The organism is Streptomyces sp. NBC_01408, assembly GCF_026340255.1.
Lineage (GTDB): Bacteria > Actinomycetota > Actinomycetes > Streptomycetales > Streptomycetaceae > Streptomyces.
The window spans coordinates 3,641,417-3,653,918 of record NZ_JAPEPJ010000001.1 but is presented as its reverse complement, the minus strand read 5'-3'; the positions used below and the strand labels follow the sequence as shown (position 1 = coordinate 3,653,918).

General features: G+C 70.6%; 14 protein-coding genes. 4 read left to right on the top strand and 10 right to left on the bottom strand.

The genetic code is table 11. The features are described 5' to 3' along the window. Position 1: 1 nt before the first annotated feature. Genes OG447_RS16625 through OG447_RS16590 form a run of 8 tightly spaced genes read right to left on the bottom strand, consistent with a single transcriptional unit; the run spans position 2 to position 6,556 of the window. Complete coding sequence (locus OG447_RS16625; protein ID WP_266937365.1) at positions 2-346, bottom strand: metal-sulfur cluster assembly factor; 345 nt, start codon at positions 344-346, stop codon at positions 2-4. Next, positions 343-804 (bottom strand): Fe-S cluster assembly sulfur transfer protein SufU, encoded by a 462-nt coding sequence (gene sufU, locus OG447_RS16620; RefSeq protein WP_266937364.1) that lies wholly within the window; start codon positions 802-804, stop codon positions 343-345. The genes OG447_RS16625 and sufU overlap by 4 nt, the downstream gene beginning before the upstream one ends. Positions 805-823: 19 nt before the next feature. Continuing rightward, positions 824-2,080 carry a cysteine desulfurase gene (locus tag OG447_RS16615; RefSeq protein WP_266937363.1) on the bottom strand — a complete coding sequence of 419 codons (1,257 nt, stop codon included), beginning with the start codon at positions 2,078-2,080 and terminating at the stop codon, positions 824-826. Beyond that, positions 2,077-2,844 carry a Fe-S cluster assembly ATPase SufC gene (sufC, locus tag OG447_RS16610; protein ID WP_266630406.1) on the bottom strand — a complete coding sequence of 256 codons (768 nt, stop codon included), beginning with the start codon at positions 2,842-2,844 and terminating at the stop codon, positions 2,077-2,079. Before sufC ends, OG447_RS16615 begins: the two co-directional genes overlap by 4 nt. Before the next feature lie 7 nt (positions 2,845-2,851). Beyond that, a complete protein-coding gene (locus OG447_RS16605; protein WP_266937362.1) occupies positions 2,852-3,169 on the bottom strand; it encodes a bifunctional 3-phenylpropionate/cinnamic acid dioxygenase ferredoxin subunit in 318 nt (105 codons plus the stop codon). Continuing rightward, positions 3,169-4,347, bottom strand: coding sequence for a Fe-S cluster assembly protein SufD (gene sufD, locus OG447_RS16600; protein WP_266937361.1), 1,179 nt, complete (start codon positions 4,345-4,347; stop codon positions 3,169-3,171). Before sufD ends, OG447_RS16605 begins: the two co-directional genes overlap by 1 nt. 56 nt (positions 4,348-4,403) lie before the next feature. Continuing rightward, positions 4,404-5,819, bottom strand: coding sequence for a Fe-S cluster assembly protein SufB (sufB, locus tag OG447_RS16595; RefSeq protein ID WP_266937360.1), 1,416 nt, complete (start codon positions 5,817-5,819; stop codon positions 4,404-4,406). Next, positions 5,816-6,556, bottom strand: a complete 741-nt coding sequence (locus OG447_RS16590; RefSeq protein WP_323181833.1) for an ArsR family transcriptional regulator — start codon at positions 6,554-6,556, stop codon at positions 5,816-5,818. The genes sufB and OG447_RS16590 overlap by 4 nt, the downstream gene beginning before the upstream one ends. Positions 6,557-6,964: 408 nt before the next feature. Here OG447_RS16590 and OG447_RS16585 point away from each other — a divergent pair, with 408 nt between their 5' ends. From OG447_RS16585 to OG447_RS16570, 4 genes are all read left to right on the top strand, one after another. Beyond that, positions 6,965-7,891: an ABC transporter ATP-binding protein gene (locus tag OG447_RS16585; protein WP_266937358.1), complete on the top strand. Its 927-nt coding sequence runs from the start codon at positions 6,965-6,967 to the stop codon at positions 7,889-7,891. After that, a complete protein-coding gene (locus OG447_RS16580) occupies positions 7,888-8,655 on the top strand; it encodes an ABC transporter permease (RefSeq protein ID WP_266937357.1) in 768 nt (255 codons plus the stop codon). The genes OG447_RS16585 and OG447_RS16580 overlap by 4 nt, the downstream gene beginning before the upstream one ends. 83 nt (positions 8,656-8,738) lie before the next feature. Next, positions 8,739-9,872 (top strand): hypothetical protein, encoded by a 1,134-nt coding sequence (locus OG447_RS16575; RefSeq protein WP_266937355.1) that lies wholly within the window; start codon positions 8,739-8,741, stop codon positions 9,870-9,872. Between the two features lie 4 nt (positions 9,873-9,876). Then, positions 9,877-10,866, top strand: coding sequence for a heme A synthase (locus tag OG447_RS16570; protein WP_266937354.1), 990 nt, complete (start codon positions 9,877-9,879; stop codon positions 10,864-10,866). A 10-nt stretch (positions 10,867-10,876) separates the two neighbouring features. Here OG447_RS16570 and OG447_RS16565 read toward each other — a convergent pair whose 3' ends face one another. Continuing rightward, positions 10,877-11,998: an amidohydrolase family protein gene (locus tag OG447_RS16565; RefSeq protein WP_266937353.1), complete on the bottom strand. Its 1,122-nt coding sequence runs from the start codon at positions 11,996-11,998 to the stop codon at positions 10,877-10,879. Positions 11,999-12,128: 130 nt separating this feature from the next. Continuing rightward, positions 12,129-12,479 (bottom strand): hypothetical protein, encoded by a 351-nt coding sequence (locus tag OG447_RS16560; RefSeq protein ID WP_266937351.1) that lies wholly within the window; start codon positions 12,477-12,479, stop codon positions 12,129-12,131. Positions 12,480-12,502 lie beyond the last annotated feature (23 nt).

The window sequence follows — 12,502 nt, the reverse complement described above, 5'->3', positions numbered from 1 at the left end:
ATCAGACGTTGAAGCCGAGCGCGCGAAGCTGCTCGCGGCCGTCGTCCGTGATCTTGTCCGGGCCCCACGGGGGCATCCAGACCCAGTTGATGCGGAGTTCGTTGACGATGCCGTCCGTCGCCGACTTCGCCTGGTCCTCGATGACGTCGGTCAGCGGGCAGGCCGCCGAGGTGAGCGTCATGTCGAGGGTGGCGATGTTCGCGTCGTCGATGTGGATGCCGTAGATCAGGCCCAGGTTGACGACGTCGATGCCCAGCTCCGGGTCGACCACGTCGTAGAGGGCCTCGCGGACCTCTTCCTCGGTGGCCGGCTTGATCGACGCCTCGGGCGCCGCGTTCTCGGTCATGCCGTCTTCCTCTCCGCGTCGCCCAGTGCCTGGGCCGTCGCGTCCTTCCACGCCATCCAACTCAGCAGAGCACATTTCACGCGCGCGGGATACTTGGAGACACCGGCGAACGCGATCGCGTCCTCCAGCACCTCCTCCATCGCCTCGTCGGGCTCGACCTTGCCCTTGGACTGCATCAGCTCCAGGAACACGCTCTGGATCTTCTGCGCCTCGGCGAGGTCCTTGCCCACGAGCAGCTCGTTCAGCACGGACGCGCTGGCCTGGCTGATGGAGCAGCCCTGACCCTCGTACGAGACGTCGGTCAGCGTCTCGCCGTCGTACTTCACGCGCAGCGTGATCTCGTCACCGCAGGTCGGGTTGACGTGGTGCACCTCGGCGTCGCCGTCGCGCAGGCCACGCCCGTGCGGGTGCTTGTAGTGGTCCAGGATCAGTTCCTGGTACATCGAATCCAGTTTCACTGCTTCGTCGCCCTCGCCGTCAGCCGAAGAAGTTCCGTACGTGTTCCAGCCCGTCGATCAGTGCGTCGACCTCGGCCGGAGAGGAGTACAGATAGAAAGACGCTCGCGTGGTCGCGGGAATTCCGTACCGCAGGCAGACCGGGCGCGCGCAGTGGTGGCCCACGCGGACGGCGATGCCCTGCTCGTCCAGTACCTGGCCCACGTCGTGCGGGTGGATGTCGCCCAGCACGAAGGAGATCGCCGCTCCGCGGTCCTCGGCCGTGGTGGGGCCGATGATCCGCAGGTCGGGCACCTCGGCGAGGCGCTTGATCGCGTACTCGGTGATCGCGTGCTCGTGCGCGGCGATCTTGTCCATGCCGATCGCGGTCAGGTAGTCCACGGCCGCGCCGAGGCCGACGGCCTGGGCGATCGGGGGGGTACCCGCCTCGAACTTGTGGGGCGCCGGGGCGTACGTCGAGGCGTGCATCGACACGGTCTCGATCATCTCGCCGCCGCCGAGGAACGGAGGCAGGTCCTCCAGCAGCTCCTGGCGGCCCCACAGGACGCCGATGCCGGTCGGGCCGCACATCTTGTGGCCGGTGAAGGCCACGAAGTCGGCGCCGAGCGCCTGGACGTCCAGCGGCATGTGCGGAGCGGCCTGGGAGGCGTCGATCAGCACGAGGGCGCCGACGTCCTGGGCGCGCCGGACGATCGCGTCGACGGGGTTGACCGTGCCCATGATGTTGGAGACCAGCGTGAAGGAGACGATCTTCGTCTTCTCCGTGATGACCTCTTCGATGTTGGACAGGTCGAGCCGGCCGTCGTCGGTGAGGCCGAACCACTTCAGCTTCGCGCCGGTGCGCTGCGAGAGCAGCTGCCACGGCACGATGTTGGAGTGGTGCTCCATCTCCGTGATGGCGATCTCGGTCTCGCGGTCGACCCGGTAGGGCTCGTCCGCCCAGCCGAGCATGTTCGCGACCAGGTTGAGCGACTCCGAGGCGTTCTTCGTGAAGATGACCTCGTCGCGGCTCGGCGCGTTGATGAACGCGGCGACCTTGTCGCGAGCGCCCTCGTACAGCGCCGTGGCCTCCTCGGCGAGCACGTGTACGCCGCGGTGCACATTGGCGTTGTGCTGCTCGTAGTACTCGTTCAGCGCGTCGAGCACCTGGCGCGGCTTCTGCGAGGTCGCCGCGTTGTCCAGGTAAACGATCTTCTTCCCGTCGTGGACCACACGATCCAGCAGGGGGAAGTCCTTGCGGATCGCCTCGATGTCGAGGAGGCCAGGCAGCTGAATCACGCGGTCGCGCCACCCTTCGTGCTGTACGCCTCGTAGCCTTCAGCCTCCAGCTTGTCGGCGAGCTCGGCGCCGCCGGACTCGACGATGCGGCCTTCGGAGAAGACGTGGACGAAGTCGGGCTTGATGTAGCGGAGGATCCGCGTGTAGTGCGTGATCAGCAGCGTGCCGACCTCGCCGGTCGCGCGGACGCGGTTGACGCCTTCGGAGACCTGGCGCAGGGCGTCGACGTCGAGACCGGAGTCGGTCTCGTCGAGGATCGCGATCTTCGGCTTCAGGAGCTCCAGCTGGAGGATCTCGTGGCGCTTCTTCTCACCGCCGGAGAAGCCCTCGTTGACGTTGCGCTCGGCGAAGGCCGGGTCCATCTGGAGCTGCTCCATGGCGGACTTGACCTCCTTCACCCAGGTACGCAGCTTCGGCGCCTCGCCGCGGATGGCGGTGGCCGACGTACGCAGGAAGTTGGAGACCGAGACACCGGGGACCTCGACCGGGTACTGCATGGCGAGGAAGACGCCGGCGCGGGCGCGCTCGTCGACGGACATCTCGAGGACGTCCTCGCCGTCGAGGGTCACGGTGCCACCGGTGATGGTGTACTTCGGGTGACCGGCCAGGGAGTAGGCCAGGGTGGACTTGCCGGAGCCGTTCGGACCCATGATGGCGTGCGTCTCACCCTGCTTGACGGTGAGGTCGACGCCCTTGAGGATCTCGCGGGCGCCGTTCTCGGCCTCGACGGAGACGTGCAGGTCGTGGATTTCAAGCGTTGCCATGGATACCTCAGGACTCCTGGGTGAGGGAGACGAGCACGTCGTCCCCTTCGATCTTTACGGGGTATACGGGTACGGGGCGCGTCGCGGGCAGACCGGAGGGCTTTCCTGTGCGCAGGTCGAAGGCCGACCCGTGCAGCCAGCACTCGATCATGCAGTCCTCGACCTCGCCCTCCGAGAGCGAGACGTTCGCGTGCGAGCAGATGTCGTTGATCGCGAACACCTCGCCCTCGGTGGAGACGATGGACACCGGCGTGCCGTCGAGCTCGACCCGCTTGGGGGTGTCCGCCTCAAGCTCGCTCAGCGCACAGGCCTTGACGTAAGTCATCAGACGGAACCCTGGAGCTCGGTCTCGATCTTGGAGAGCAGTCGCTCCTCGATGTCCGGGACACCGATCTGGTGGACGAGCTCGGCGAAGAAGCCACGGACGACCAGGCGGCGGGCGTCGTCGGCCGGGATGCCGCGGGACTGCAGGTAGAAGAGCTGCTCGTCGTCGAAGCGGCCGGTGGCGGAGGCGTGGCCGGCGCCGACGATCTCGCCGGTCTCGATCTCCAGGTTCGGCACCGAGTCGACCCGCGCGCCGTCCGTGAGGACGAGGTTGCGGTTCATCTCGTAGGTGTCGGTGCCCTCGGCGGTCTTCTCGATGAGCACGTCACCGATCCACACGGCGTGGGCGTCCTGGCCCTGGAGCGCGCCCTTGTAGACCGCGTGCGACTTGCAGTGCGGGGCGTCGTGCGTGACCAGGAGGCGGTGCTCCTGGTGCTGGCCGGCGTCCGTGAAGTACAGGCCGAGGAGCTCGGCCTCGCCGCCGGGGCCCGCGTAGCTGACCCGCGGGTGCAGGCGTACGACGTCGCCGCCGAAGGTGACCACGATCGACTTGAAGGTCGCGTCGCGCCCGATCAGGGCGTTGTGCTGGGAGCAGTGGACGGCGGTGTCGTCCCAGTCCTGCACGGAGACCACGGTGAGCTTGGCACCGTCGCCGACGAGGAAGTCGACGTTGGCGGCGCGCACGCCGTCACCGGTGTGGTCGATGACGATGACCGCTTCGGCGAAGGCCTGCACGTCGAAGACCGTGTGGCCGAAGGTGGTGCCGCCCTCGCCGTGCAGCGAGACGCGCACCGGCTCGGTCAGGACCTGCTCCTTGGGCACGGTGACGACCGTGGCCTTCGCGAAGGACGAGAACGCCTGGGCGGCGACCCGGTCCACCGGGGTGCCGGCCTTGCCGATGCGCGCGTCGCCGCGCTCCACCGACTCGACGGTGACGCCCTCGGGCGCGTCGATCTGGGCCTTCATGGTGCCGTTGGCGACCGCGGTGCCGTCGTGCAGGCCCCTGAGGCGGGCGAGCGGGGTGAACCGCCACTCCTCCTCGCGGCCGTGGGGCACGGGGAAGTCCGCCACGTCGAAGGACGGGGGGGCGCTCATCCGGGTGGCGACGGTGGACTCGGCGGCCACCGCGATCGCGCCGGCGGTGGTCGAACCCGCCGGAATGTTCTGAGCCTCTGCCATGGCTGTCGTGTTGCTCTCTCTCGTAAAGACTGGTGCGGGACGTCGGGCGACCGGTGTTAACCGACCGAACCCTCCATCTGCAGCTCGATCAGCCGGTTCAGCTCCAGCGCGTACTCCATCGGCAGCTCGCGCGCGATCGGCTCGACGAAGCCGCGCACGATCATGGCCATGGCCTCGAACTCGGTCATGCCGCGGCTCATCAGGTAGAAGAGCTGGTCGTCGGAGACCTTGGAGACGGTCGCCTCGTGACCCATGGACACGTCGTCCTCGCGGACGTCCACGTAGGGGTACGTGTCCGAGCGGGAGATGGTGTCGACCAGGAGCGCGTCACACAGCACGTTGGACTTCGAGCCGTGCGCGCCCTCGCCGATCTCGACCAGGCCTCGGTAGGAGGTGCGGCCGCCGCCTCGCGCCACCGACTTGGAGACGATGTTCGAGGAGGTGTACGGCGCCATGTGGACCATCTTGGAGCCGGCGTCCTGGTGCTGGCCCTCGCCCGCGAAGGCGATGGAGAGGGTCTCGCCCTTGGCGTGCTCGCCCATCAGGTAGACGGCCGGGTACTTCATGGTGACCTTGGAACCGATGTTGCCGTCGATCCACTCCATGGTCGCGCCCTCGTACGCCACGGCGCGCTTGGTGACCAGGTTGTAGACGTTGTTCGACCAGTTCTGGATGGTCGTGTAGCGGCAGCGGCCGCCCTTCTTCACGATGATCTCGACCACGGCGCTGTGCAGCGAGTCCGAGGAGTAGATCGGGGCGGTGCAGCCCTCGACGTAGTGGACGTACGCGTCCTCGTCGACGATGATCAGCGTCCGCTCGAACTGGCCCATGTTCTCCGTGTTGATACGGAAGTAGGCCTGGAGCGGGATGTCGACCTTGACGCCCTTGGGGACGTAGATGAACGACCCGCCCGACCACACAGCGGTGTTCAGCGAGGCGAACTTGTTGTCGCCGACCGGGATGACCGTGCCGAAGTACTCCTGGAAGAGCTCCGGGTGCTCCTTGAGCGCGGTGTCCGTGTCGAGGAAGATGACGCCCTGCTCCTCCAGGTCCTCACGGATCTGGTGGTAGACGACCTCGGACTCGTACTGGGCCGCGACACCGGCGACGAGGCGCTGCTTCTCCGCCTCCGGGATGCCGAGCTTGTCGTACGTGTTCTTGATGTCCTCCGGCAGTTCCTCCCACGAAGCGGCCTGCTTCTCGGTGGAGCGCACGAAGTACTTGATGTTGTCGAAGTCGATGCCCGAGAGGTCGGAGCCCCAGTTCGGCATGGGCTTCTTGTCGAACAGCTTGAGACCCTTGAGGCGGAGCTTCAGCATCCACTCGGGCTCGGACTTCTTCGAGGAGATGTCGCGGACGACATCCTCGGACAGACCCCGCTTGGCAGCGGCGCCGGCCGCGTCGGAGTCGGCCCAGCCGTATTCGTAGGTGCCCAGGCCATCGAGCTCAGGGTGAGCAGTCTCCGTGGTCATGCGGGGTTCCTCCCGGCCGTACTTGCAGATACTGATGTGTCGGTCTGTGCGGCGCTCGCGCTGCGCGGAATGAACGTCGTGCACACCCCGTCGCCGTGGGCGATCGTGGCGAGCCGCTGCACATGCGTCCCGAGCAGGCGGGAGAAGACCTCGGTCTCCGCCTCGCAGAGCTGCGGGAACTGCTCGGCCACATGGGCGACCGGGCAGTGGTGCTGACAGAGCTGTTCACCGCTGTGCGGACCGGGAGCGCTCTTCGCCGTAGCAGCGTACCCGTCGGCGGTCAATGCCCTGGCGAGGGCCTCCGCGCGGTCCTCCGGGGCGGCCGCTTCTACGGCTTCCCGGTACCCCTCGGCCTGTGCGTCCATCCGCGCCCTGGCGAAGGCGGCGACGGCCGCCTCGCCCTGCTCGCCACCGCCGACGGACTGCGCGATCCAGCGCAGGGCGTCCGCGGCGAGCGTGTCGTAGGACTGGTCGAAGGCGTCGCGGCCGCAGTCGGTGAGCTCGAAGACCTTCGCGGGCCGGCCCCGGGTGCGCGCTCCGTACACACGCTGCTCACGGGATGCGACCACGTCGTCGGCGACGAGCGTGTCGAGGTGGCGGCGGACGGCGGCCTGGGTGAGGCCGAGACGCGCGGCGAGGTCGGCGACGGTGGACGGACCGTGGTCCAGGATGGACCGCGCGACCCGGGTGCGGGTTGACCGCTCCCCGGTCGCGAGCTCCCCCTGGGGGGTCTCGATCTGTCGTTCGCCGTTTTTCACAACGCCATTGTTGCGTAATTAGTCGAGCCCCGACAAGCCGTGACGGAGGCCACTCCTGGTGGCATCCATCACTAAGGGTTACCTTATTTATCTACGCAGAGTTATTCGGATGCTTGCGCTCCGCATTCTCCGTCGGAGCGCCCAGGGCGCCCGCACAGGCTCCCACCAGCAGACCTCCGTCCACGGAGTTCCCCGGCACGGTAAAGATCGGGTTTACGAAAAGGTCACCGAAACCGGCTGGGCCATCCGGACCGCCGGGCGGAAAAGAGCCGTATTCGCGAGCGGTGCTCGAATCCCACCACCACGGACACCAGCACCGCGTACCGGCCCGTAACCCTCCGGCCCCGGGGCATGGGACCCCTCCCCGGCTCCGTAGACTGGGCCCCCATGAGCAACGACCCCGCCGTGGAGATCCGCGGACTGGTGAAGCGGTACGGACCCAAGACCGCGGTGGACGGCCTGGACCTCACCGTCCGCAGGGCCTCGGTCACCGCGGTCCTCGGTCCCAACGGCGCGGGCAAGACGACCACGGTGGAGACCTGCGAGGGCTACCGCCGGCCCGACGCCGGAACGGTCCGCGTCCTCGGCCTCGACCCGGTCGCCCAGGCCGAGGCACTGCGCCCGCGGATCGGCGTGATGCTCCAGTCCGGAGGCGTCTACTCCGGCGCCCGCGCCGTCGAGATGCTGCGCCACATGGCCAAGCTCTACGCCGACCCGCTCGACGTGGACACCCTGGTGGAACGCCTCGGACTCGGCGGCTGCGGCCGCACCCCCTACCGCAGGCTCTCCGGCGGCCAGCAGCAGCGCCTCGCCCTCGCCATGGCCGTGGTCGGCCGCCCCGAGCTGGTCTTCCTGGACGAGCCCACCGCCGGCCTCGACCCGCAGGCCCGCCGGGCGACCTGGGACCTCGTACGGGAGCTGCGCGCCGACGGGGTCACCGTCGTGCTCACCACCCATCACATGGACGAGGCCGAGCAGCTCGCCGACGAGGTGGCCATCGTCGACGCGGGCCGGGTCATCGTCCACGGCAGCCCCGAGCAGCTGTGCCGGGGCGGCGCCGAGAACACCCTGCGGTTCACCGGCCGCCCCGCCCTCGACCTCGCCTCCCTGCTCAAAGCGCTGCCCGACGGCACCCAGGCCGCCGAGCTCACCCCGGGCACCTACCGGGTCACCGGCGACGTCCACCCGCAGCTGCTGGCCACCGTCGCCTCCTGGTGCGCGCAGCACGGCGTGATGCCGGACAGCCTCTCGGTGGAGCGGCACACACTCGAGGACGTCTTCCTCGAACTGACCGGTAAGGAGCTGCGCGCATGAGCGCCGGTACGTTCACCCCCAAGCCGGGGGCCGCGCCCGTGTCCCGCATGATCCTCGCGCAGACGGCCCTGGAGACCCGGATGCTGCTGCGCAACGGGGAGCAGCTGCTGCTGACCGTGATCATCCCGGCGCTGCTGCTGACCCTCTTCTCGGCCGTCGACATCATCGAGACGGGCTCCGGGAAGTCCGTGGACTTCCTCGCGCCCGGCATCCTGGCGCTCGCCGTGATGTCCACCGCCTTCACCGGCCAGGCCATCGCCACCGGCTTCGACCGCCGCTACGGGGTCCTCAAGCGGCTCGGCGCCTCCCCACTGCCGCGCTGGGCGCTGATGGCCGCCAAGACCCTGTCGGTGCTGGTCACCGAGGTCCTGCAGATCGCCCTGCTGACGGTGATCGCCTTCGCTCTGGGCTGGTCCCCTCAGGGCAATCCGCTGGCGGTGGCCGTCCTGCTCCTGCTGGGCACCGCCGCCTTCTCCGGGCTCGGGCTGCTGATGGCGGGCACCCTCAAGGCCGAGGCGACCCTGGCCGCCGCCAACCTGGTCTTCCTGCTGCTGCTGGTCGGCGGCGGGGTGATCGTGCCCCTGGAGAAGTTTCCCGGAGCGGTGCAGTCCGTCCTCGGGCTGCTGCCCATCTCGGCCCTGTCCGACGGGCTGCGCGACGTGCTCCAGCACGGGGCGACGCTGCCCTGGGGCGACGTGGCCCTGCTGGCGGGCTGGGCCGTACTCGGGCTGGGCGCTGCCGCGCGGCTGTTCCGCTGGGAATGAAACCCTTCCGCTGAGGTCCGGCTTCCCGCGACTATGAACGCCTTCACCGTGAGGTGAGCGGACCACGACGCCGGGGGGCGGACATGGCGGAGCGAGAGGCCGTTCTTCGGCTGGACGACCAGTGGGCGCGGCTCCGCTCCGGGGCCGCGCACGCCGGGCCCGAGGAGCGCGAGCGGCTGCTGGACGAGCTGATCGGGGCCCTGCGCGCCTGGCCGGACGACCCCGAGTGCACCGCCCTGCTGGGGCTGCGGCTGGCGGACCGGGCCGCGCTGCGCTTCGCCGAGGGGGACCGCGCGGCCGCCCTCGCCACGATCGAGGAGGCGCTGCGCAGCGCCGAGCGGGCCGCCCCCTGCGCTCCCGAGTACGCCCGCTGGTACGCCCGCGGGCTGATCAACCAGGGGGTGTGGCTGGCCTGGCCGCTGAGCGACGGGGCCCGGCTGCCCAGGCATCCGCTGGGCCCGGCCGCCACGGAGGGCCCCAGCGCCATGGAGCGGGCCGCGGGCGAGCGCGCCCGGGACCTGACCCTGGCCGCCGTCGAGGTGTGGGCGGGGCTGGACCAGCACGACGCGGTCAACCGGCGGGGCCTCGCCCAGGCCAAGGTGTTCCTCGGGGACCGGCTCGCCGAGCTGGGCTTCGCCGAGGACGCGGTGGCCTGGGCGGTGGACGCGGAATCGGACTTCCGGCACCTGCTGCTCGCGGACCCCGGCGGACCGGAGTCCGCGGCGGCCGAGGAGGCCCTCGACCACATCGGCCGCCAGCTGGAACTGCGCCTGCGCTTCCTGCGCTTCGAGTCCCTGGCCGGTCTGCGCGCGCGGGGGCTGCTGCCCGAACGGCTGCTGCCCCAGGCCGTGGTGGCCGCCCGGATCCAGGGCGTGGCGGAGCCGGGGATCGCGGCCGGGCTGGGGCTCGGCGCCGAGCAGGTGCGCACGATGCTGGAGGTGACCCCTTGGCGGGCGGTCTGGCGCGTGGAGGTGCGCGGTCCTGACGGACTATGGCACGTACCGGGTCCTTCTTGGCACAGCGCCGCAGAAGTGAGAAATGGGACAGCCGAGGACGTAGGGGCTGAATTGGTGCGCAGCTTCTCGCAATCGGCGGACTGCCCCCGCGACGGCGGCCCTTGGCGGATCAGGCTGTGGTGGCACGAGGAAGGCGACCCCGCCGGCGCCCGGTTCCGCCGGGTGGTCGGCCCGGACGGACCTGCCGGCACCCCCTCGTGAAACTTTGCACAAGGCTCCGCCTACGATAGGAGCCGTGTTTAACCCCTTCACTTACCTCGCCGGTCGCTGGACTCCGTCACCCCGGACCGTCCGGCGCGCCGCGCTCGCCGCGCTCTTCATGAGCGTGGCCATCGTCGTCACCGGCGGCGCGGTGCGGCTGACCGGATCCGGTCTCGGCTGCGACACCTGGCCCAAGTGCACCGACGACAGCCTGATCGCGACGCCGGCCCAGGGCTTCCACGGAGCCATCGAGTTCGGCAACCGGATGCTGACGTACGTGCTCTGCGCGGCCGTGGGCTGGGTCATCCTCGCGGCCCGCTCGGCCAAGCCCTGGCGCACCATTCTGACGAAGCTCGGCTGGACCCAGTTCGTCATCGTCATGGCCAACGCCGTGCTCGGCGGCATCACGGTGATGACGGGCCTCAACCCGTACAGCGTGGCGGGGCACTTCCTGCTCGCCACCGCGCTGATCACCGTGACCACCGTCACCTGGCAGCGCACCGCCGAGGGCGACACCGCCCCCCGGCCGCGGGTGCCCGGTCCGGTGCGCAAGCTCTCGTGGGCGATGCTCGCGGCGACCTTCGTACTGATCGCGGCGGGCACGGTGGTCACCGGCTCCGGACCGCACGCGGGCGACAGCAGCGAGATCAAGCGGATGCCGTTCGACTGGGAGACCACCGCCCACACGCACGCCGCCGCCGCCTGGCTGGTGTGCGCGCTCGCCGTCGCCATGTGGCTGGTGCTGCGCGTGGTCGACGCCCCCGCCGACACCCGGGACCGCGCCCGCGACCTGCTGATCGTGCTGCTCGCCCAGGGCGCCGTCGGCTACGTGCAGCTCGTCACCGAGCTGCCGGAGCTCCTGGTCGGCGCCCACATGCTCGGCTCGTGCCTGGTGTGGATCGCGGTGCTCCGGCTCGCACTGAGCCTGCGCGAGCGGCCCGCCGGCCGGGCGGAGGTCCCGGCCCAGGCCGATCCCCGGCTCGCCTCGGTCTGACCGGCGCGGCTCACCCGCCCTCGTCCAGCCGGTAGACGCGGCGGGCGTTGCCGGCCGCGAGCATGGCCGCCACCCGGTCCGCGTCCCGCCAGGACCAGGCCCCGTCCGCGACCCAGCCGCTCAGCACCTTGCCGAGCGCCTCGCGGAAGACCAGGGCGCCCACCGCGTGCAGTTCGGGCAGCCGCCCGCCGCCGCTGGAGAACAGCAGCTTCCCGAACGGCGCCAGCTCCAGCAGCTCGGCGAGGACCGCCGCGGCCCCGGCCCCGGTCTGCCCGAGGGCCGCGCCCACATCGGCGTGGACGTGCGGGAAGGCCGCCGCCAGCCGCGCCGCGTGCCGGTGGTACGGGTAGCCGCCGAGCAGCACCACCTGCGTGCCCAGGCCGGCGGTGGCCCGCAGGAAGTCCGCCAGCAGCGCCGGATCCGTGCGGTCGGGCCGCAGACCGGGCTCCCCCGGGCCCGTGTGCAGCTGGAGCGGCCGCCCGGACGCCACCGCGCTCCACAGCAGGTGCCGCAGGAGTACGGGGTCCCGTACGGCTCCGCCCCGGGGCCTGCGGGCCAGCCACCGCCCGGCCGCCCCCCGCACCTCGCCGGGACCGGGCGGTTCGGGCGCGAAGGCCAGGGTGGCGGCGTACCCCGGGCCGGTCCCGCAGGTGAAGGCCGCGGCTCCGGCGGCGGCGTCGTGGACCGCCCCGCCGAGATTGGCGAGGAAGGCGGCCACGGTTCCGGAGGTGTCCGCGACCTGCTCGGCCAGTAACTCCAGCCGCACGACCTCGAAGGCCTCCGCGTCCCCGGCCAGCGCCATGTCCTTGGGCCCGGTGAGGTCCCCGGGCGCGCCGGTGTCGACCAGGTAGGCGCCCACCCGGGACCCCCGCAGCAGGCGGCGGGCGGTTTCGGCCGCGCCCAGCTCGCGCCGCCGGGCCAGATAGCGGGCGGGGGCGCAGTGCGGCTCCAGCCCGAGCAGCGGCGGGCACCAGCGGCGCACCGCGAAGCCGGTCTGCGTGTCGAAGAAGGTCGTGCCCGCGGCGGGCGGGCCCGCCGAGCGGACCAGCTGGGTCTCGAAGGTGCCGAGACCCAGCTCGGTACGGAGCACTCCGTGGCAGTACTGGTCCACCAGGGGCGGCGTTTCGATCATCCGGGCATCCCGTTGCGGACGTGAGGAAGGGGCTTCCACACGTCCTAACGGGTGAGCGGGGTGTGAGGTGTTGCTCGCGCTGTTGACCGAGAGGGCACCGCGAGCCGCGCCCTGAGGGGTGTCCGGTGGATCAGGCGGCCGGGTTGGCGGGGCCGCCCAGCTGGATGCCCGCCATGCGCGTCCACTCGTACGGTCCGGTGCGCACCCGCGCGGCCAGTTCCCCGTCGAATTCCTCGTGGAGGGTGAGCGCGGCCTTCTCGGCGGCCAGCTCGGCCACCGCGTAGGTCGGCGCCACCAGGTCGCCCCAGGCGCCGTCGGTGCCCACGAGGACGATCCGGGTGCCGGCCTGGCCGATGTGGGCGAGGTGGCCGTCGGCGCCGCCGTGCTGCTTGGCGAACGCGCCGATCTGCTTGGCCAGCTTCGCGGCCGTACGGCCGTGCTTCTTGTCTGTGGTGTCTGCGGTGCCCGCGGTCTCTGCCATGGAGGGCATGCTACCGGCGAGTA

Excerpts from the sequence above, each read along its gene's own strand:
- OG447_RS16580 (WP_266937357.1), top strand. The coding sequence starts at position 7,888 with ATGAGCGCCGGTACGTTCACCCCCAAGCCGGGGGCCGCGCCCGTGTCC.
- OG447_RS16585 (WP_266937358.1), top strand. The coding sequence starts at position 6,965 with ATGAGCAACGACCCCGCCGTGGAGATCCGCGGACTGGTGAAGCGGTAC.
- OG447_RS16565 (WP_266937353.1), bottom strand. The coding sequence starts at position 11,998 with ATGATCGAAACGCCGCCCCTGGTGGACCAGTACTGCCACGGAGTGCTC.
- OG447_RS16625 (WP_266937365.1), bottom strand. The coding sequence starts at position 346 with ATGACCGAGAACGCGGCGCCCGAGGCGTCGATCAAGCCGGCCACCGAG.
- sufD (WP_266937361.1), bottom strand. The coding sequence starts at position 4,347 with ATGGCAGAGGCTCAGAACATTCCGGCGGGTTCGACCACCGCCGGCGCG.
- sufB (WP_266937360.1), bottom strand. The coding sequence starts at position 5,819 with ATGACCACGGAGACTGCTCACCCTGAGCTCGATGGCCTGGGCACCTAC.
- OG447_RS16605 (WP_266937362.1), bottom strand. The coding sequence starts at position 3,169 with ATGACTTACGTCAAGGCCTGTGCGCTGAGCGAGCTTGAGGCGGACACC.
- sufC (WP_266630406.1), bottom strand. The coding sequence starts at position 2,844 with ATGGCAACGCTTGAAATCCACGACCTGCACGTCTCCGTCGAGGCCGAG.
- OG447_RS16560 (WP_266937351.1), bottom strand. The coding sequence starts at position 12,479 with ATGGCAGAGACCGCGGGCACCGCAGACACCACAGACAAGAAGCACGGC.
- OG447_RS16575 (WP_266937355.1), top strand. The coding sequence starts at position 8,739 with ATGGCGGAGCGAGAGGCCGTTCTTCGGCTGGACGACCAGTGGGCGCGG.